At 68.0% G+C, this 17,358-nt stretch carries 17 protein-coding genes and 1 pseudogene; 7 read left to right on the plus strand and 11 right to left on the minus strand.

The window, feature by feature from the left end; all coding sequences use genetic code 11:
- Positions 1 to 3: 3 nt before the first annotated feature.
- From OHB24_RS39800 to OHB24_RS39810, 3 genes and pseudogenes are all read left to right on the plus strand, one after another.
- Positions 4 to 381: pseudogene (locus OHB24_RS39800) on the plus strand (GNAT family N-acetyltransferase); the annotation flags it as partial.
- Positions 382 to 453: 72 nt separating this feature from the next.
- Positions 454 to 1,230, plus strand: coding sequence for a L,D-transpeptidase family protein (locus tag OHB24_RS39805; protein ID WP_327636140.1), 777 nt, complete (start codon positions 454 to 456; stop codon positions 1,228 to 1,230).
- Entirely contained in the window at positions 1,231 to 1,905 is a 675-nt protein-coding gene (locus OHB24_RS39810; RefSeq protein ID WP_327636141.1) for a hypothetical protein, read from the plus strand. It begins immediately after the preceding gene.
- On the opposite strand, the gene pdxR is transcribed toward OHB24_RS39810, so the two are convergent.
- A complete protein-coding gene (pdxR, locus tag OHB24_RS39815; RefSeq protein ID WP_327636142.1) occupies positions 1,868 to 3,277 on the minus strand; it encodes a MocR-like pyridoxine biosynthesis transcription factor PdxR in 1,410 nt (469 codons plus the stop codon). The two genes, OHB24_RS39810 and pdxR, sit on opposite strands and share 38 nt — an antisense overlap.
- Positions 3,278 to 3,314: 37 nt before the next feature.
- Positions 3,315 to 4,316, minus strand: a complete 1,002-nt coding sequence (locus OHB24_RS39820; protein ID WP_327636143.1) for an aldo/keto reductase — start codon at positions 4,314 to 4,316, stop codon at positions 3,315 to 3,317.
- Positions 4,317 to 4,680: 364 nt separating this feature from the next.
- Between OHB24_RS39820 and OHB24_RS39825 the strand changes: the two genes are divergently transcribed.
- A complete protein-coding gene (locus OHB24_RS39825; protein WP_327636144.1) occupies positions 4,681 to 5,214 on the plus strand; it encodes a hypothetical protein in 534 nt (177 codons plus the stop codon).
- Here OHB24_RS39825 and OHB24_RS39830 read toward each other — a convergent pair.
- The gene (locus tag OHB24_RS39830) at positions 5,211 to 6,077 is read right to left on the minus strand and encodes an RNA polymerase subunit sigma-70 (protein WP_327636145.1); all 867 of its coding nucleotides are present in this window, start codon (positions 6,075 to 6,077) and stop codon (positions 5,211 to 5,213) included. The genes OHB24_RS39825 and OHB24_RS39830 overlap by 4 nt on opposite strands.
- A 98-nt stretch (positions 6,078 to 6,175) precedes the next feature.
- On the opposite strand from OHB24_RS39830, the gene OHB24_RS39835 reads away from it, so the two are divergent.
- Entirely contained in the window at positions 6,176 to 7,015 is an 840-nt protein-coding gene (locus tag OHB24_RS39835) for a helix-turn-helix domain-containing protein (RefSeq protein ID WP_327636146.1), read from the plus strand.
- Between the two features lie 66 nt (positions 7,016 to 7,081).
- A complete protein-coding gene (locus OHB24_RS39840) occupies positions 7,082 to 7,660 on the plus strand; it encodes a dihydrofolate reductase family protein (RefSeq protein WP_327636147.1) in 579 nt (192 codons plus the stop codon).
- Positions 7,661 to 7,684: 24 nt separating this feature from the next.
- On the opposite strand, the gene OHB24_RS39845 is transcribed toward OHB24_RS39840, so the two are convergent.
- From OHB24_RS39845 to OHB24_RS39880, 8 genes are all read right to left on the minus strand, one after another.
- Positions 7,685 to 9,058, minus strand: a complete 1,374-nt coding sequence (locus OHB24_RS39845) for an amidase (RefSeq protein ID WP_327636148.1) — start codon at positions 9,056 to 9,058, stop codon at positions 7,685 to 7,687.
- Between the two features lie 11 nt (positions 9,059 to 9,069).
- On the minus strand, positions 9,070 to 9,834 hold the full coding sequence (locus tag OHB24_RS39850) for an SDR family NAD(P)-dependent oxidoreductase (protein ID WP_327636149.1): 765 nt from the start codon (positions 9,832 to 9,834) through the stop codon (positions 9,070 to 9,072).
- 96 nt (positions 9,835 to 9,930) lie between these two features.
- Positions 9,931 to 11,394 carry an aldehyde dehydrogenase family protein gene (locus OHB24_RS39855; RefSeq protein ID WP_327636150.1) on the minus strand — a complete coding sequence of 488 codons (1,464 nt, stop codon included), beginning with the start codon at positions 11,392 to 11,394 and terminating at the stop codon, positions 9,931 to 9,933.
- On the minus strand, positions 11,391 to 12,260 hold the full coding sequence (locus OHB24_RS39860; protein WP_327636151.1) for an ATP-binding cassette domain-containing protein: 870 nt from the start codon (positions 12,258 to 12,260) through the stop codon (positions 11,391 to 11,393). Before OHB24_RS39860 ends, OHB24_RS39855 begins: the two co-directional genes overlap by 4 nt.
- Complete coding sequence (locus tag OHB24_RS39865) at positions 12,253 to 13,206, minus strand: ABC transporter ATP-binding protein (protein ID WP_327636152.1); 954 nt, start codon at positions 13,204 to 13,206, stop codon at positions 12,253 to 12,255. The genes OHB24_RS39860 and OHB24_RS39865 overlap by 8 nt, the downstream gene beginning before the upstream one ends.
- Positions 13,203 to 14,021, minus strand: coding sequence for an ABC transporter permease (locus OHB24_RS39870; RefSeq protein WP_327636153.1), 819 nt, complete (start codon positions 14,019 to 14,021; stop codon positions 13,203 to 13,205). Before OHB24_RS39870 ends, OHB24_RS39865 begins: the two co-directional genes overlap by 4 nt.
- Positions 14,018 to 14,965, minus strand: coding sequence for an ABC transporter permease (locus tag OHB24_RS39875; protein ID WP_327636154.1), 948 nt, complete (start codon positions 14,963 to 14,965; stop codon positions 14,018 to 14,020). Before OHB24_RS39875 ends, OHB24_RS39870 begins: the two co-directional genes overlap by 4 nt.
- Entirely contained in the window at positions 14,962 to 16,473 is a 1,512-nt protein-coding gene (locus OHB24_RS39880) for an ABC transporter substrate-binding protein (RefSeq protein ID WP_327636156.1), read from the minus strand. Before OHB24_RS39880 ends, OHB24_RS39875 begins: the two co-directional genes overlap by 4 nt.
- A gap of 108 nt (positions 16,474 to 16,581) precedes the next feature.
- Between OHB24_RS39880 and OHB24_RS39885 the strand changes: the two genes are divergently transcribed.
- The gene (locus OHB24_RS39885; RefSeq protein ID WP_327636158.1) at positions 16,582 to 17,340 is read left to right on the plus strand and encodes a FadR/GntR family transcriptional regulator; all 759 of its coding nucleotides are present in this window, start codon (positions 16,582 to 16,584) and stop codon (positions 17,338 to 17,340) included.
- The last annotated feature ends 18 nt before the right edge of the window (positions 17,341 to 17,358 follow it).

A 17,358-nucleotide genomic window follows, 5' to 3' on the forward strand; every position in this document is an offset into this window, starting at 1 on the left:
GCGGGGCTCGTGAGTTGGCGGTCGGGGTCGTTCGACGGGCGTACGACGTACTGGGAGATCGGGATCGCGCTGCTGCCGGAGTACCGCGGGCGTGGGATCGGGTGGCGGGCGCAAGCGCTGTTGACGGCGTACCTGTTCGAGCACACGTCGGTGCACCGGATCCAGGCGGCGACGCATCCGGAGAACGTGGCCGAGCAGAAATCCTTGGAAAAGGCGGGTTTCCGGCTCGAGGGCGTGATCCGCGGGTGCGAGTTCCGGGCCGGGCGGATGCGGGACGGGTACCTGTACAGCCGGTTGCGGGACGATCCGGCACCGGAACTCGGCAACGGTTCGGTGACGGGATCCGGCGCGGCACCCGTTGAGGAACCTCTCGCAGATTAGTCTCGGCGGGTCGCTGCACGCTTACGTGGCGTGGTTCTGCGACGCTGAAAAAGCTGAGGGAGAGGGGAATTCGTGTCTCGTCGACGTGGTCTCGTTGCCGGTGCAGTCGTTCTGTCGTTCGTACTCGCCGGATGTTCCGATGTGGCCGCGAGTGAGACGACGCCTTCTCCAACACAGCCTTCGAGCAGTACGACGAGTGCGACGCCGAGCGCCACGCCGACCGCTAAGCCCACCGTGAAGCCGACGGTCAAGCCGAAGCCCAAGGTGAAGCAGAAGCCGGCGTACTACGCGCTGCGCGTGGAACGCCAACTGGACAAGCTCGGATACCCGGTCGGCGACATCGACGGCGACATCACCGCCCGCGCCAAGCAGGCGTTGTGCGCGTGGCGCGAGACCCACGGCCTGCCGGTCAGCCGCAAGGGACTCAGCCTGAACGACGCGTACTCGGTGCTCAACGCAACCAGTCGCCCGACGCCGACGCGCACCCCCGGCATCTACGTCAACAAGACCTGCCAGATCCTGTACCAAATCGTCGGAAAGTCCTACAAGCGGATCGTCTGGATCTCCACCGGCGGCCCCGGCTACGAGACCCCGAACCGCACCGGCGCGGTCTGGCGCAAGTGGGCGGGCGCGCACGAGAGCAGCCTGTACGAGGACGCGTACATGTACGACTCCCTCTACTTCCTCAAGGACCGCCCCGGCATCGCCCTGCACGGCTCCCGGGTCAACTCCCTCGTCAAGCCCTACCCCGACAGCCACCGCTGCGTCCGCGTAGTACGCCCCGAGATCCACCAGATCTTCACCGACACCCCGCTCGGCACCAAGGTCCAGATCTACGGCGAGTACTAGGTGAAACGCGGCCTCGCGCTGCTCGCCGTACTGGCATTGACCGCCTGCACCACCCAACCTGACACACCGGGCCCAACACCGAGTCCGACGCCGACTGTCCGCCCGCTGACAGTCGCCCAGGCCGTCAAGGCGGCCCTCGCGGTCAGCGGTCTACCCAAGGGGTGGGACGGTGGTGTGGCGGTTGACCCGCGTCCAGTGACGGAGAAGAGCAAGGCGCAGTTCGAGCCAGCAGACTGCCAGGTCGTCGCCGGGAACTCCATGGCAGGGCTCGGCACACCTGCCACAGCGATCCGGGGGCAGTACTACGTCCGGGAACCACCCCAGTCGATCACCGAGCTGATCTACTCCTGGCCGACCCCGCAACTTTCGCTCGTGGAGAGAATCGCCGACGCGCTGCCTCGCTGCACCAAAGTCACGACAGTCTCGTCCGTTCGGACCACAGCCATGCACACGATCAAGCAGGTGCGGATCCCGGGCTTGAAGGACGGCATCGCCTTGCGCATCGAGACTGTCGATCCAGACACACCGGGCTACACGTTCGTGAGCTACGAAGCCACGGTGGTTCGAGGTGGGACGGTGCTTCTCATCGTCGACGACCGCGGGGCGGCTACCACCGAGGTTGCGTTTGCTGAGCTGCTCACGCAGGCGGTTGCGCGGCTCGAGGGCGTGAGTTAGCGAAGGCCTTCGCGAGGGATCGGATGGCTGGGGGTACGTCGTTGTCGGGGATGTTGCCGTAGCCGAGGACGATGCCGTCCTGGGTTTCGGCGGTGTGGATTCGGTAGTCCAGGAGGGGGACGATTCGGGTTCCGAGATCTCCCGCGGCTGTTACGAGGAGGCTTGTGTCGGGGTTGCTCGAATGTGTCAGCGTCAGGTGAAGACCCGCCGCAGCGCCGCCGATTGTCCACGTTGGTAGTTCGTGTTGGAGTGCGGTGAGGACGCAGTCGCGGCGGCGTTTGTAGCGGCGCTGCATCGCGCGCAGGTGTCTGTCGTACGCGCCGGCTGCCACCAGTTCCGCGAACGTCGCCTGGTCGATGGTCGACGGACCGGCAACAGAACGACCTTCCAGCAGACTGCGCCACTGACCTTGCGCCACGAACCAGCCGATCCCGATCGCCGGGCTCAGCGTCTTGCTCACCGAGCCGAGAAGTACGACGTGTTCCGGCGCCATCCCCTGCAACGTGCCGACCGGGCTTCGGTCGTACCGGAACTCGGCGTCGTAGTCGTCTTCGAGGATCACGCCGTTGTTCCGGCGCGCCCAGTCGATCAGCCCCAACCGGCGATGCGGCGCAAGCACAACGCCGGTCGGAAACTGATGCGCCGCCGTGACGACCACGGCCCGCAGATCGTCCCGCCTCGAGAGCCGTTCGACCTGGAGACCGTGGTGGTCGACCGGCACCGGCTCCAGCCGCATTCCCGTCGACTCGATGACGGTACGCAGCCGCGTCCAGCCGGGATCCTCGACCGCGATGCGATCGATCCCCATCGCGCGCAAGCCGGCGCAGAGCTGGGCGACGCTCGCACTGACTCCGCTGCGGATTGCCACGTCGGCGGCGGAGGCGATCGCTCCCCGGCTCCGCTGCAGGTAGTCGGCCATCAGCTCGCGTAGCGGGAGGTATCCCTGCTCGTCCGGGTACCCGAGGTCAGCAGTCGGTACCGTTCGTGCGGCCGCCCGCGCCGCCTCGGCCCAACGCGTGCGTGGGAACGCGCGCAGGTCGGGGGAACCGGGAGCCAGGTCGAAGCGGTACGTCGCGACGCTGGCGGCCGCCGTACGCCGGGAGGTCCGCTGCGTCGGGCCCGACCAACTGACCCAGGTCCCGGAGCCCACCCGCGTCGCAAGATAGCCCTCCGTCACGAGCTGGCTGTAAGCCTGCGTGACGGCCCACCGCGAGCAATCGAGTTGCGCTGCCAGTTCGCGGCTCGGCGGCAGGACGGTGCCGGTCGAGACGCGTCCCGATCTGATTGCCTCCCGCAACGCGCGCTCGACCTGCCGGTGGAGCTTCCCGTCGCCGTCCAACGTCAGCACCACAGTCCAAGCCCCGCGCGCCATGACCACAGATCCTAGTCACGGCGCTGTGCCGCCCCTATCAGCGCTTGAAGTTGCGCAGGAGATCGTAGGGATAGACCGGCGGCTTCTCGCTGACCGTGGTGAGGAGGGTGAGCTGGTCCTCGGTGAGGGACCAACCGGCGGCACCGACGTTGTCGACGTAGTGCTCGAGGGTGCGCGGTCCGATGATCGGAGCCGTGACGGGATCGGTCTGGATCAGCCACCGCAGGGCCACCTGCGCGACACTCTTGCCGCTCTCGGCCGCGATGTCGTGCAACGCGTCGAGGACGTTCCAGGTGCGCTCGTTGTTGTAGTAGTCCCACGCCTCCAGCAGTCCACGCTCGGCCGCGGCGGCCACCCGAGTGTCCTCCGGCGGCGCCTCCATACCGCGACGGAACCGGCCCGCGAGCCACCCCGCACGCAGCGGACTCCACGGCATCACGCCGAGGCCCTCGTTGCGGCAGATCGCCAGCAGCTCCCACTCGGTCTCACGGTCGAGCAGGTTGTACAGCGGCTGCAACGCGCTGTAGGCGCTGTAGCCGTTCTGCCTGGCGAGGTCGACCGACTTCTGCAGCTGCCAGCCGGTGACGTTGCTCGCTCCGAGGTATCGCACCTTGCCGGACGTGACCAGCGTGTCGAGCGTCGCGAGGGTCTCCTCGAGCGGCGTCGCCGTGTCCCAGACGTGCGTGTAGTACAAGTCGATGTAGTCGGTGCCGAGGCGGCGCAGGCTCGCTTCGACAGCGGCGAGGATGTGCTTGCGGCTCAGACCGTCGTCGTTGGGCCCGTCGCCCATCGCGCCGTACACCTTGGTGGCGACCACGAACGCGTCGCGGTCCCGGCCCTTGAGCCACCGGCCGACGACGGCCTCCGACTCACCCGCGTTGTACACGTCTGCGGTGTCGATGAACGTCCCGCCGGCGTCGGCGAACTCGTCGAGGATGCGGACACTGGTCTGCTCATCGGTAGGTCCGCCGAAGTGCATCGCCCCCAGGCACACCTCACTGACCTTCAGACCCGTCCTGCCGAGATTCCGGTATTCCATGTGTCAATCCAGTCCTCTTGCCCGATTACTTACCCCTCAACCTACGAGCAGATCGGCCGGATCCCACGCCCAATCACGGCGCAGAATCGCAGACCAATCCGGCCGGCCAGGCACCACGGACCGAGCCGTAGTTGCCTGTAACGCCGACAGTTGCTCGGTCGATAGGACGGTGAGAGCTCACCATCGGTGTGGAAATGATCCGGGGGATGTTGTGCGGTGGATTGCGGTTGCCTTGATGTGCTCGCTGGCGGTTGGTAGCTGTGCCGGCAAACCGGAGCGAGCGGACACCTTGCCGGACGCAGACGGCCCGTCCCAGGTGGTCGTCCCGTTGACAGTCGCTGAGGCAACGAAGGCAGCTCTGCGCGTGAGCGACTTGCCGAAGGGGTGGGACGGCGGGGTGGCGCCGGATCGGACGCCGACGCTCGGTCTGCCGGTCACGTACGAACCGGCCGAGTGCCAGGTGGTCCGCGACCCACTTCGCGACGGAGGTACACCCACCACGATCATCCGTGGCCAGTACCTTCTGCGGGCGAACAATCCGAGCGACGACAAGGTTGTGACCGAGGTGATCGCGTCGTTTCCGGCGGCCCAGCTTCCGCTTGTACGAGACATCGCCGAGGTGCTGCCGCGCTGCGAAACCGTTGCGAGAACCTTGGAGGGCATGACGTCGAAGTCATTCGTCCGCCAACTGCCGGTGCCCGGATTGCGGGACGGCATCGTGCTGCGGTTCGGGGGCGCCGATGATCCGACGCTGAGGTCCACGTCGTACACCGCCTTCGTCGCGAGAGGCGGCACGCTGCTCGGCCTGCGGGCAGGCAGTGACACGTTCACCACGGATGCGGCGTTCGTACGGTTCGCGACGCGTGCGGTCGCTCGGCTGGATGCTGTGGTGGGCTAATGCTTCGGTAAGCGTTCTACGTGGGGTTTTGGGGTGGCGTCGTACGGGGTGGGTGGGAGGCCTGTCAGGAGGTCTGGCAGGTGGAAGGTTTGGAAGAGGGTCAGGTCGAAGAAGGCGACTGCGTGGACGATCGCGGTGGCTGTGAGGGTGAGGACCTGGATCTGGAAGGCTCGGTGGATGTCGTCTTTCGGGTCTCGCATGTAGACGGCGAAGGCGGGGTGGCCGTTGGCCGTGAGCGGGACCAGGTACTGGTCGCCGGGGCGTTCGGCCGGGCAGTGGGTGCTGATCAGGCGGCCGATGTCGCGGGCGCCGCGGAACCAGGACGTGAAGGGCGGCATCTCCCAGATCGCGTCGTCGGTGAAGAGCATGACGATCGCGGGTACGTCGTACTGCTCGAACGCCGCGCGGTACCGGGCCAGGAGGATCTCGTCGGGAGCAACGAGCGGCCCCGCGGTGATCGGTGCGGGAGAAATGTCGCTCAGCAGGTCGGCGACGCTCGGCCGGCCCTCGAGGTGGAGGACGGTCACGGCGCGTTCGACGGGTGAGAGGCGCTGGAGCGCGGCGATCAGGCCGAGATCGATCGGGTGGTCGTCCATCAGGTCCGATGGAATGGGCTCCAGCCAGAGAATCTCGGAACGCTCGGAGAGCGCTCCCTCAGGATCATCGCTCGGCGCGGCGAGGTCTGACGGCAGCGGACGGCTGCCGACCTGCCGCAAACAGGCACGAGTCGCGTCCTCGTATCCCTTGCTGACAGCAGCGATCTCGACGGCGTCGGTGATGGAGCCGAGCATCCGGTAGCAGTGCGAGACAAGTCCGCGCTGCAGCTCGTCAGCGCGGTACGCCGTACCTCCGGAGCCGTTCATCGGACCAAGTCGTCACCTCATCGGTCAGTCTCGCTCCGCAGCACGTCGACTGTCCACGCCTCCTGCCAGCGCCGGCCGATGTCGGCGATACTGTGCGCGTGGAGTACGTGTCCAGAGTGCCGCGACCGCCGCTGGACGGGCTGATCGACGACCTCTACTACCTGGAGGGTGCGTCGCCGTACGCCTGGCTGACGCTGCCGCCGGCGCCGTCGGCGTTGCTCGTCGTCAACCTCGGGGCGCCGTTCCGCATCCGCGGCGGAACCGACGTCGGGACAGCCGAGTACGCCGACGGCTGCGTGGTCACCATGCCCACCCGCGCGTTCGAGTTCGGGTACCCACTCCGGACCCGGTCCGTCGGCGTGCACTTCAAGCCGTGGGGGCTGGCGCCGTTCGTGCCGATGCCCGCGGCCGAGCTGTGTGACCGGCCGGTGACGGTAGAGCAGGTTTGGGGCAGGCCCGCCATTGCTGAGCTGCAAGACCGGCTGGCCACGGCGGACGGACCGCACGAGATGCTGAGGCTGCTCGAGGAGGAGCTGATGCGACGGCTGCGCGAGACGGCCGGCCTGGGGCTGGTTCGCCATACGAGCACCGTCATCGCGGCGACCAGTGGGGCGGTGGCGATCAACGACCTGAGCGCGGCCGCCGGTGTCAGCACCACTCATCTGGCACAGCGGTTCAAGGAGCTCATCGGCCTTACGCCGAAGCGGCTGGCCCGCACCTACCGCTTCACCGCCGCCGTGTTCGCGATCGACCCCACCGGACCGATCGACTGGGGCGACCTCGCCGCCCGCGCGGGCTACTTCGACCAGGCCCACTTCGGTCACGAGTTCCGGGCGTTCACCGGGCTCACGCCGACCCGCTACATCGAAGTCCGGCAGCGGTTCCTGCGCGAACATCCCGGCCACGTGTTCGACGGCTGGCCACTGCCGGCCGATTGATTTCTTACAAGAGCGACAGCTCACGAAACGCTAGCTTTGGGGCACCCCAGAGCAGAGGAGAGCCCCGTGGGCAAGGTGGTCATGTACAGCTCGGTGTCGGTGGACGGCTTCGTCGCCGACCAGAACGACCAGCCCGGACCGCTGTTCGACTGGTTGACCAGCGGTGACGTCCCGTTGGACGAGAGCGGCGTGGTGAAGGTGTCGCAGGTGTCCTACGACTACACCCGGGCGTACTGGGACCAGATCGGGGTGACAATCGCCGGCCGCCACGTCTTCGACCTGACGGACGGCTGGGACGGGAAGCCTCCGGGCGGGATCGACCACGTGGTCGTCGTGACACACCGGCCGCAGCCCGAGGGCTGGGACCCCGAGGCGCCGTTCCACTTCGTCGACGGCATCAAGGCAGCCATGGCCAAGGCGCAAGAGCTTGCGGGTGACCGCATCGTCGAGGTCGCCGCTGGTGACGTCGGTGGCCAAATGCTTGCCGCGGGCCTGGTCGACGAAGTGCGCATGGACGTCGTACCCGTCGTGTTCGGGTCCGGCAAGCGCTACTTCGGGTCGGTCGACGCGCAGCACCTGCTGGAGGACGCTGACATGATTCAGGGCAACCGGGTGCTTCACCTGCGCTATCCGGTGCGCCGCTGACCGATCTGAGTGCGAACCGCGTGGTCAGGGTGTCGTCGGCCAGGGGCGGGTGTCGGCGCGATGGGTGTCGAGGTAGTCGGCCAGAGCCAGCGCGCGCAGATCCTGGTGATGCGGTACGGCGAGTTGCGCCCCGATCGGCAACCCGGACGTCGACCAGCCGGCGTTGACCGTGGTCGCGGGGTGCTGGGACATGTTGTACGGGACCGTGAACGCGATGTGCTCGAACGGCTTCCCGGGATCGTCCGTCGGGTACGCGAGCTCCGCCGGGAACGCCGTGATCGGCGCGACCGGCGACAGGATCACGTCGTACGTCGTGAACACCCGGCCGACCGCGGCCGCCATCGCGCCCATCTGGCTGTACCCGTCGAAGACATCCGAAGCGGTGAGATCGGACGCCGTCGAGACCCACTCGCGGATCTGCGGAAGTACCTTCGCGCGGCGTTCCTCGGGCAGCGCGGCGATGTCCGTGGCGGAACGGATCCGCCAGAAGCGGTCGAGGCCGTCGAGCATGTCGCGGGTGATGATCGGCGTGATCGGTTCGACGATCGCGCCGGCCTTCTCGAGTACGGCGGCCGCGGCCGAGACCGCCGCGGTGACCTCGGGATCGACCGGGAGCCCGACGCCCGCGTCGAGCAGCAACGCAACGCGCAAACCGTCGACGTCGACCTCGAACACGTCGGACGCCAAGGGGATCGAGGTGTGGTCGCGCGGGTCGTACCCGGACATGACCTGCAGCGCGAGCGCCGCATCCGGCGCCGTACGGGTCAGGGGTCCGATCGCGCGCCCGGCGTACGGGTTGCCGACCGCGATCCGCCCGTGTGTCGGCTTCAGTCCGACCAGTCCGCACCACCCGGCCGGCAACCGGATCGACCCGCCGATGTCCGTGCCGACGTGGATCGGCCCGTACCCGGCGGCCGCCGCAGCCGCCGCGCCCGCGCTCGAACCGCCGGCCGTCTTCGTCAGGTCCCACGGATTGCGGGTCAGCCGGTGAAAGGTCGAGACGCCGGAAGACAACATCCCGTACTCGGGCATCGTCGTCTTGCTGAAGATCACCGCCCCGGCCGCCCGCAACCGCGCCGCGGCCGGCGCATCCTCCGTGGCCGGGGAGAGAGCGGTTGCCGCCGTTCCTTGCGGTACGGGCGTTCCGCGCGTGGCGATGTTCTCCTTCACTGTCACCGGTACGCCGTCCAGCGCGCCCGCCGTACCGTCCCGCCAGCGACGCTCCGACTCGTGCGCCGCGGCCCGCGCACCCGTTGGGTCCGGTGCGTAGAGCGCGCACAGCTGCGGCTCGACCTGATCGACGCGGGTCAGCACGTCCTCGATGACCTCGACCGGGGACACCGAGCCGTCGCGGTACTTGGCCAGGAGTTCGGTTGCCGTCAGGTCAGCGAGATTCATACACGCACTCCTTAGTTCGGTGGGTTGAAGCGGCCGTCGACCGCGGTCCAGCCGCCGTCGACCGCGAGCACGCTCCCGGTCACGAAGCTCGAGGCATCGGAAGCGAGGTAGACGACCGCGCCGGCGAGCTCACTCGGTTGGGCCCAGCGGCCGAGCGCGCCCTTCTGCGCGTAGGCGTCGTACCAGCTCTGATCGGCCTTGATCTGCGCGGTGAGCGGTGTCTCGACGACTCCCGGGGCGATCGCGTTCGCGCGGACGCCGGACGGTCCGAGTTCGGCGGCCGCGGTGCGCAGCAACTGGACGAGGCCGGCTTTCGTTGCCGCGTACACCGATTGCCCCGGCTCGACCGTGGTGCCGCGGATCGAGCTGAACCCGATGATGCTGCCGCTCCCCCGCTCCGCCATACCCCGCCCGAACGCGCGCAGCAGCTGGAACGACGCCCGCAGATTGAGCGCCACGACCCGGTCGAACTCCTCGCCCGTGTAGTCGAGAATCCGCTTCCGCACGTTCGTGGCCGCGGTGAACACGAGCACATCCACAGGACCCAGCTCAACCACAGCCCGCTCGATCGCCAAGTCATCAAGCACATCAAGCCCGTACGCCGTCATTCCAGCGCCGGCGGTCTCGTGGGCGGCGGTGAGGTCTCGGTCTGCGCAGGTGACACGGGCGCCGTGCGCGGAGAGGGCGAGAGCGCTCTCCCGGCCGATCCCGCTGCCGGCGCCGATCACCAACGCGTGCTTGCCGTCCAGCCGGAACAACGTCGAGTAGTCCGTCACCGTCTCACCTCGTCTTCCTCTCTCGACCTTGTGCCCCCACCAACCGTTTTCGGCACCCCGAAGTGGTTGGTGGGTGCACAAAGTGGGATCTGTTGGTCATGGGCGCGGGCGGATGATGGCCATCCGGGTCGTCGTCAGTTCCTCGATCGCGAAGCGCGGGCCCTCGCGGCCGGTGCCCGAGTCCTTCACGCCGCCGTACGGCATCACGTCCGACCGGAACCCAGGGACCTCGTTGATCACCACGCCCCCGACGTCGAGCTGATCGATCGCCGCGAACGCCGTCTCGAGCGAGGACGTGAAGACGCTCGCATGCAGCCCGTACCGTGTCTCGTTGACCGCGCGGAGAGCGCTCTCGATGTCTGGAACGGACCGCACCGCGATCACCGGCCCGAAGATCTCCTCGTCCCACGCCTGCAGCCCGTCCGGTACGTCGGTCAGCACCGTCGGCCCGAGTACGTCGCCAGGGGCCTCGTACGCGATCGACGCGCCGGCATGGACCGCATCGCCGACCCATTGCCGAACACGATCGGTCGACGCCGGGTTGATGAGCGCGGACACACGGGTCTCCGGATCACGCGGATCGCCGACGACCACGCCCGGCATCCGCGCGCCGAGCTTCTCCAGCAGCGCATCCCGCACGGATTCGACAGCGATCACCCGCTGGACCGAGATACAGGCCTGCCCGGATGCGTAGTACCCGCCGCGCACGATCGCGTCGGCGGCCGCGTCCAGGTCGGCGTCCGCGGCAACGACCAGCGCGGAATTGGACCCCAGTTCGAGCAGCACCTTCGTCGGCGCCGCGTCGCGCGCGATCCGATGCCCGACGGTCGCGGATCCGGTGAAGGAGACGGCGCCGATCCGATCGTCGGTGGTGAGCGTGGCGCCCACGTCCGCTCCGCCCGTGATCAGCTGGAGAGCGCTCTCTGGTGCTCCCGCGTCGGCGAGTGCGGAGCGCATCAGGTGCGCGAGCCAGAGCGTGGCGAGCGGCGTCTGCGGCGCGGGCTTCACGATGATCGGGCAACCGGCCGCGAACGCCGGCGCGATCTTGTGCGCCGCGAGCAGCAACGGGTAGTTGAACCCGGTGATCCCGATGACCACGCCGATCGGTTTGCGCACCCAGAAACCCTGCAGCCCTTCACCGCTCGGCAGCAGGTCGAGCGGCACGGTCTCACCGTGCAGCCGGGCAACCTCCTCGGCCGACGTCTCCAGGGTGAGCAGGGTCCGATCGATCTCGACCCGGCAGTCGACCAGCGGTTTGCCGGTCTCGAGCACGAGCAGATCGACGAACGCGTCCCGCTCGGCGAGTACCGCGGAATGCACGCTCTGCAAGACTTTCCGGCGCAGGTACGACGGCAGCCGGCCGACCGTCTCTCGCACGGAGAGCGCGTTCTCCAGTGCCGCCCGGGCGAGGTCGACGTCCCCGACCGGCGCGTCCGCCACGGTCGAGCCGTCGTACGGGAAGATCACCGGAGCGGTCGACGGCGCCTCGACCCAGGTCTCACCGATCGGCAGGCCCGCCGGCATCGTGATCGTCCCGCCGCCATCGAGCTGGATCTTCACGCTGATTCCCCCTTCGCGAGTAGGTCGGCGGTGGTCGCACCGGAGAGCGCTCTCTGGAGCGTCGGGATGGCCGAGACCAGGCGCTGCGTGTACGGATGCTGCGGTGCGGCGTACACGTCACCGGTGTAGCCCGTCTCGACGATCTGGCCGGCGTTCATCACGGCCACGCGGTCGCAGACGTGTTTGACCACGGACAGGTCGTGCGAGACGAACACGAGCGTGAGGTTGAGTTCGTCGACGAGGTCCGAGATCAGGTTGAGTACCTGGGCGCGGACGGAAACGTCGAGAGCGCTCACCGGCTCGTCCGCGATCAGGATCCGCGGGCGCGGGGCGAGGGCGCGGGCGATGGAGATGCGCTGCCGCTGGCCGCCGGAGAACTGATGCGGGTACCGGTCGCCGGCGTCGGCGGAGAGACCGACGGCTTCGAGCAACTCGCGAACGCGCTCTCCCGACGCGGGATGGCCTTGTACGACGAGTGGTTCGGCGATGATGTCGCGGACCCGCATCCGTGGGTCGAGGGAGCTCATCGGGTCCTGGAACACGAGCTGGAGGTTCTCGCGCAGCGACCGCAGCCGGCGTTCCGGGAGACGGGTGATGTCGGTGTCCTCGACGATCACGTGCCCGGACGTGGCCCGGTCGAGCGCGGCGATCAGGCGCAGCAGTGTCGACTTGCCGCAGCCGGATTCGCCGACGATGCCGAAACGCTCGCCCTGCTTGACTTCCAGGCTCACACCGCGAATGGCGTGCACGACAGGAGCCGGCTGGAGCAGCGAGGTCCGCTGTCGCGGGTAGTCACGTACGAGGTCGACCACCCGGACGGCGGTCGGCGTCTCCGAATCGTGCGCCGTTGGGATGTGCTCAGGCATTAGTCACCCCCGCCGGGTGATGGCATGCGAACCCTTCGGTTTCAGACCCGGTCCAGGGCGGTGTCTCTTCGCAGAGAGCGGTTGCGTGCGCGCACCGGGTCCGGAAGACGCAGCCGGACGGGAACCGCCCGGCGGGCGGCACGTTGCCAGGGATCGTGGTCAGCCGGCGCGACGTGGTCTCGAGATCGGACGCCGCGAGCAGTCCCTCGGTGTAGCGGTGCCGGGGACGCGTGAACACCTCGTGGACCGGGCCCGCCTCCACCACGCGTCCGCCGTACATGACGAGGACTCGTTCGCAGACCGTGGCGACGACGGCGAGGTCGTGGGTGATGAAGAGCAGTGCGGACGAGCGGTCCACGACGCCGCGGACGATCAGGTCGAGTACGAGCGCCTGGACCGTGACGTCGAGTGCGGTGGTCGGCTCGTCGCAGATCAGCAGTGCCGGATCGTTGGCCAGGGCGAGCGCCAGGACGACTCGTTGCCGTTGGCCACCTGACAGCTGGTGCGGATAGGCGCGAAGGGTCTCGGCCGGGAGTTGCACGCGTTCGAGCAGCTCGGCCGCCGCGGTCCGGGCCGCGGGCTTCCCGAGGGTCTTGTGGATGAGCATCGACTCAGTGATCTGGTCGCCGATCCGCATGGTCGGGTTGAGCGCGGTCATCGGTTCCTGGAAGACCATCGCGATGTCGCGGCCGCGGACGCGCGACATCCGCCGTTCGTCCGCGCCGACCAGTTCGTGGTCGACACCGTCGAGGCGCACCGACCCGCCGGCCCGCACGTCCTCGGGCAACAAGCCGAGAATGCTCAGCGCGGTCAGTGACTTGCCTGATCCCGATTCTCCGATCAGCCCGACCCGCTCTCCCGCACCGACCGTCAGGTCGACGTCGGACACGAGCGCCGTGTCCCGGACGGTCACGGACAACCCCCGCACAGTGAGAACGTCGTTCATCGGCGATCCTCCAGTTTCGGATCGAAGCGATCCCGCAGGCCGTCGCCGAGCAGGTTGAACCCGAGCACGGCGATCGCGATCGCGATCCCGGGGAAGATCGCCAGCCGCGGCGCGCTGAACAGGAACTCCTGGCTCTCCTGGAGCATCCGGCCCCAGGACGGTGTCGGCGGCGGCGTTCCGTACCCGAGAAACGACAACGCCGCCTCGGCCAGCACCGCGATCGCGAAGGACACCGAGGCCTGAACCGTGATCAGGCTGGTCACGTTCGGCAGCACGTGCCGGAGAGCGATCGGAAACGGTTGCCGGCCGGCCGCGCGCGCCGCGAGAACGTACTCGGTGCGCATCACCTGCAGTGCCCCGCTCCGGATCACGCGCGCGAAACTCGGCACCGAGGCGATGCCGATGGCAACCATCGCGGTCAGCGTGCTGGCCCCGAACACCGCGCCGAACATGATCGCCAGCAGCAACGCCGGGAACGCGAGCAACAGGTCGTTGGCCCGCATGATCACCTCGCTCGGCCAGCGCCGTACCATCGCCGCCAGGATTCCCAGCGGTACGCCGATGACCGCGGCAACACCGACCGCGACGACGCCGACGAACAGCGTTGTCCGCGAGCCGACCATGATCTGGCTGAGCACGTCCCGGCCGAACTTGTCGGTCCCGAACCAGTGCGACCACGACGGTTCCAGCAACCGCGAGGCGGGAGTCACCAGCGTCGCGTCGTACGGCGTCCACACGAACGACACCAGCGCCATCAGCACGATCACCGCGACGATCACGCCGCCGGCGATCAGGCTCGGGTTCAGTCGCTTCATGACGCCGTCCTCAGTCGCGGGTCGAGGGCGACGTACAACAGGTCGACGATGAAGTTGACCAGCAGTACGGCGATCACGAGAACCATCACCACGTCCTGGACGAGTAACAAATCCCGGTTCGAGACACCGTCGAGCAGCAAACTCCCGAGGCCCGGGATCACGAACACCCGCTCAACGACCACCGCGCCGATCAACAGCGTGGCGAGTTGCAGGCCGAGGACAGTCACGACCGGTACGGCGGCATTGCGTAGGCCGTGTCGCCACAGCGCCTGGAACGGCCGCAATCCCTTCGCACGCGCGGTTCGGAGATAGTCCTCGCGCAGCACCTCCAGCACCGCGCTGCGGACGTAGCGAGTGAGGACGGCGCCCTGGACCAGCCCGAGTGACAGCGCCGGCAGGATCAGTTGCTTGAGGAACATCGCCGGATCCTGTGCCGGCGGCGTCCAACCGTTGGCGGGCAACCAGCCGAGCCGCACCGCGAACACCACGATCAGCAGGATCCCGGCCAGGAACGCCGGGACCGCGACGCCCACCTGAGAGAACGCAGAGAGCGCTAACCCGGAGATCTTGCGGTGCCGCGCCGCCATCACCGTCCCGGCCGGCGCGGCGACCGCCAGGGCGATGATCATGCCCGCGACGACCAGCCAGAGTGTGACCTGCAGCCGGTCGAAGACCTGCGGGCCGATCGCCACCTTCGACACGTACGACGTACCGAGGTCACCGTGCAGCAGCCCGCCCAGCCAGTCGAAGTACTGCGTCGGCAGCGGGCGGTCGAGGCCGAACTGCCGACGCAGTTCGGTCACTGCCTCGTCGGAGGCGTTCACCCCGAGCGCGACCCGGGCAGGATCGCCGGGCAGCACCGCCATGAACGCGAAGACCAGCACCGAGCTCACCGCAAGACTGACCAAGAACACGCCGGTGCGCTCGATCAGGCGGAGGATCATCGGGCGAGCTTGGAGAGATCGAAGTTCTCGGTGATCGCGTTCGTCGGCAGCCCCTTGACGCTCTTGTCGGCGACCATCAGGTTCGGCAGCAGGAACAGCCAGTCACCCGCGGCCTGCTCGGACAGCCGGCGCGCCGCCTTCTTCATGTTGTCCACCTGCGCGGCCTCGTCACCGGAGTCCGCCGCGGCCAGATAGCCCTGCAGCGTCGGGTCGTCGTACCGGGTGTAGTACTTCGCGTTGAACACGGCGCCCAGGTCGCGCGGCTCGACGTGCGCGATGATCGACATGTCGTAGTCGGCGTTCTTGAAGACCGTGGTCAGCCACGCCGCCGGGAACTCGAGCTGGTCGATCGCCACCTTCAGGCCGGCCTGCTCCAGCTGGCTCTTCACCACCTGGCCGCAGGACGTTGCGTACGGCAACGTCGGGAGCCGGAGCCGGAGCGTCTTGCCGGCCGCACCGGAGGCCTGCAGCAACGACTTCGCCTTGGCCAGGTCGTACGGCGCGACACCGGTCAGGTCCTCGTACCACGGGTCGGTCGGCGGGACCATGCTGCCGATCAGCTTGCCGCGACCGGCCCAGCAGGTGTCCAGCAACGCCTTGTGGTCGATCGCCATCCGGATCCCCTGCCGGGTCCGGACGTCCTTGAACAGCGGCAGCGAGTTGTTGAAGGACAGCAGTACCTCGCCGTTCGTGGTGCCCTCGATCACCTGGTACTTGTCGTTGCTGGTGAACTGGCTGAGGGCCTCCGGCGCCTGCACCGTGCCGATCACGTTGATCGTGCCGGTGAGCAGCGCGTTGTTCAGCGCGGTCGCGTCCTTGAAGTACTTCAGCGTGATCTGCTGGAAGTACGGCTTACTGCCCCAGTAGCTGTCGTTGCGGTCCATGACGATCGAGTCGCCGCGGTTCCACTTCGAGAACTTGAACGGGCCCGAGCCGACCGGAGCGGTCGCGAGCGCGCTGACACCGCTCTCCGAGAACATCGCGCCGATCCGGGTGGTCATCCGGAACAGCCAGTCGTTGCTCGGCTTCGTCAGCGTGACCTGCAACTGGGTCGGCGACAGCGCCTTGGCCTGGGAGACCACGTCCATCGCGGCCTTCAGCGACGTCGTCCACGCGGTCTTCACCCGGTTGATGCTGAACACCGCGTCGTTCGCGGTGAACTGCTTGTCGTTGGTGAACTTCGCGTTGTCGACCAGGTCGAAGGTGTACGTCTTGCGGTCCGGCGACACCGTCCACGACTTCGCCAGCGCAGGCACGATCTTGCCGGAGTCGTCCTGCTTGACGAGCGTCTCGTACACGTTCCCGAGCAGCACCTGCGGGATCGCGGCGCCGTCGGTGGTGGTGAAGTCCAGGCTGGCCGGCTCCGCGACCAGACCGATCGACAGGTTCTGGTCACCTCCCGGTGAGCTTCCGGACGACGTACTGGATCCGGCCGAGCAGGCCGTCACGGCCAGCAGCGCGGCGGACGCGAGAAATGCGACCGCTCGAGTGGAAAACGACGGCTTCACGTCTACTCCTCCGGTGCGCCGACTGGTCTGACCAGTGGACTAGGTCTCAATGGGCCACTAGGTTTGTCCCCTGCTCAGGTGCCTGTCAAGCGAATGGGGGTGTGCCGGATGACAAAGGGCCCGCAGTTCGAGCCGGTACAACCCGTGCGCGCCTATCAGCGGATCGTCGAGCAGGTCGAGGACGCGCTCGCCCGCGGCGACCTGGCACCGGGCCAGCGGCTGCCGAGCGAGCGTGAACTGGTCGCCCAGTTCGCGGTCAGCCGATCGACCGTCCGCGAGGCGCTGCGGGTGCTGGAGAGCAACGGGGTGGTCCGTTCCCGGCCCGGCGATCCGAACGGCCCGGAGATCCTGCCGTACTCCTCCTCCGCGCTGCGCAAGCAGGTGGCGAGGCTGGCCCGGGTCGACGAGCTGACCCTGAGCGAGCTGATCGGGTTCCGGATGATCATGGACGGCGCCGCGATCCAGGTCGCGTCCCGCCTGCGCACCCCCGAGGAACTGGACGACCTGGAGGCGACCCTGGTCGCGATGCGGGACGCGATCGACGTCGACTTCGCCGCGTTCAGCGAGGCCGATCTCGCGTTCCACGAACTGATCGCGCGGATCAGCCGGAACTCACTGATCCAGACCTGCAACGAGGTCGTCCGCGGCGTCGTACTCGGACTGATCGCCGACAAGGTCGCGCACGCCCCCAACAGCCGCGCCCTGATGCTCGAGTCGCTGCACCACCACGCCGAGGTGGTCGACGCGATCCGCGCCGGCAACGGCCACGCCGCGGCCCGGATCGCCCGCCAGAACATGTTCGACTACTACGCCGGGTACGTGCCCGACTCCGAGCAGGAAACGTTGCGTGCGCTCATAGATGACTGAGCGATTCCCGTGGCATTC

Origin of the sequence: Kribbella sp. NBC_00482 (genome assembly GCF_036013725.1) — a bacterium.
In the GTDB taxonomy this organism is placed as follows: Bacteria; Actinomycetota; Actinomycetes; order Propionibacteriales; family Kribbellaceae; genus Kribbella.

Bases quoted from the DNA above. Each gene is read 5' to 3' on its own strand.
- OHB24_RS39870 (WP_327636153.1), bottom strand. From the start codon at position 14,021: ATGAAGCGACTGAACCCGAGCCTGATCGCCGGCGGCGTGATCGTCGCG.
- OHB24_RS39820 (WP_327636143.1), bottom strand. From the start codon at position 4,316: ATGGAATACCGGAATCTCGGCAGGACGGGTCTGAAGGTCAGTGAGGTG.
- OHB24_RS39875 (WP_327636154.1), bottom strand. From the start codon at position 14,965: ATGATCCTCCGCCTGATCGAGCGCACCGGCGTGTTCTTGGTCAGTCTT.
- OHB24_RS39845 (WP_327636148.1), bottom strand. From the start codon at position 9,058: ATGAATCTCGCTGACCTGACGGCAACCGAACTCCTGGCCAAGTACCGC.
- OHB24_RS39830 (WP_327636145.1), bottom strand. From the start codon at position 6,077: ATGAACGGCTCCGGAGGTACGGCGTACCGCGCTGACGAGCTGCAGCGC.
- OHB24_RS39860 (WP_327636151.1), bottom strand. From the start codon at position 12,260: ATGCCTGAGCACATCCCAACGGCGCACGATTCGGAGACGCCGACCGCC.
- OHB24_RS39885 (WP_327636158.1), top strand. From the start codon at position 16,582: ATGACAAAGGGCCCGCAGTTCGAGCCGGTACAACCCGTGCGCGCCTAT.
- OHB24_RS39865 (WP_327636152.1), bottom strand. From the start codon at position 13,206: ATGAACGACGTTCTCACTGTGCGGGGGTTGTCCGTGACCGTCCGGGAC.
- pdxR (WP_327636142.1), bottom strand. From the start codon at position 3,277: ATGGCGCGCGGGGCTTGGACTGTGGTGCTGACGTTGGACGGCGACGGG.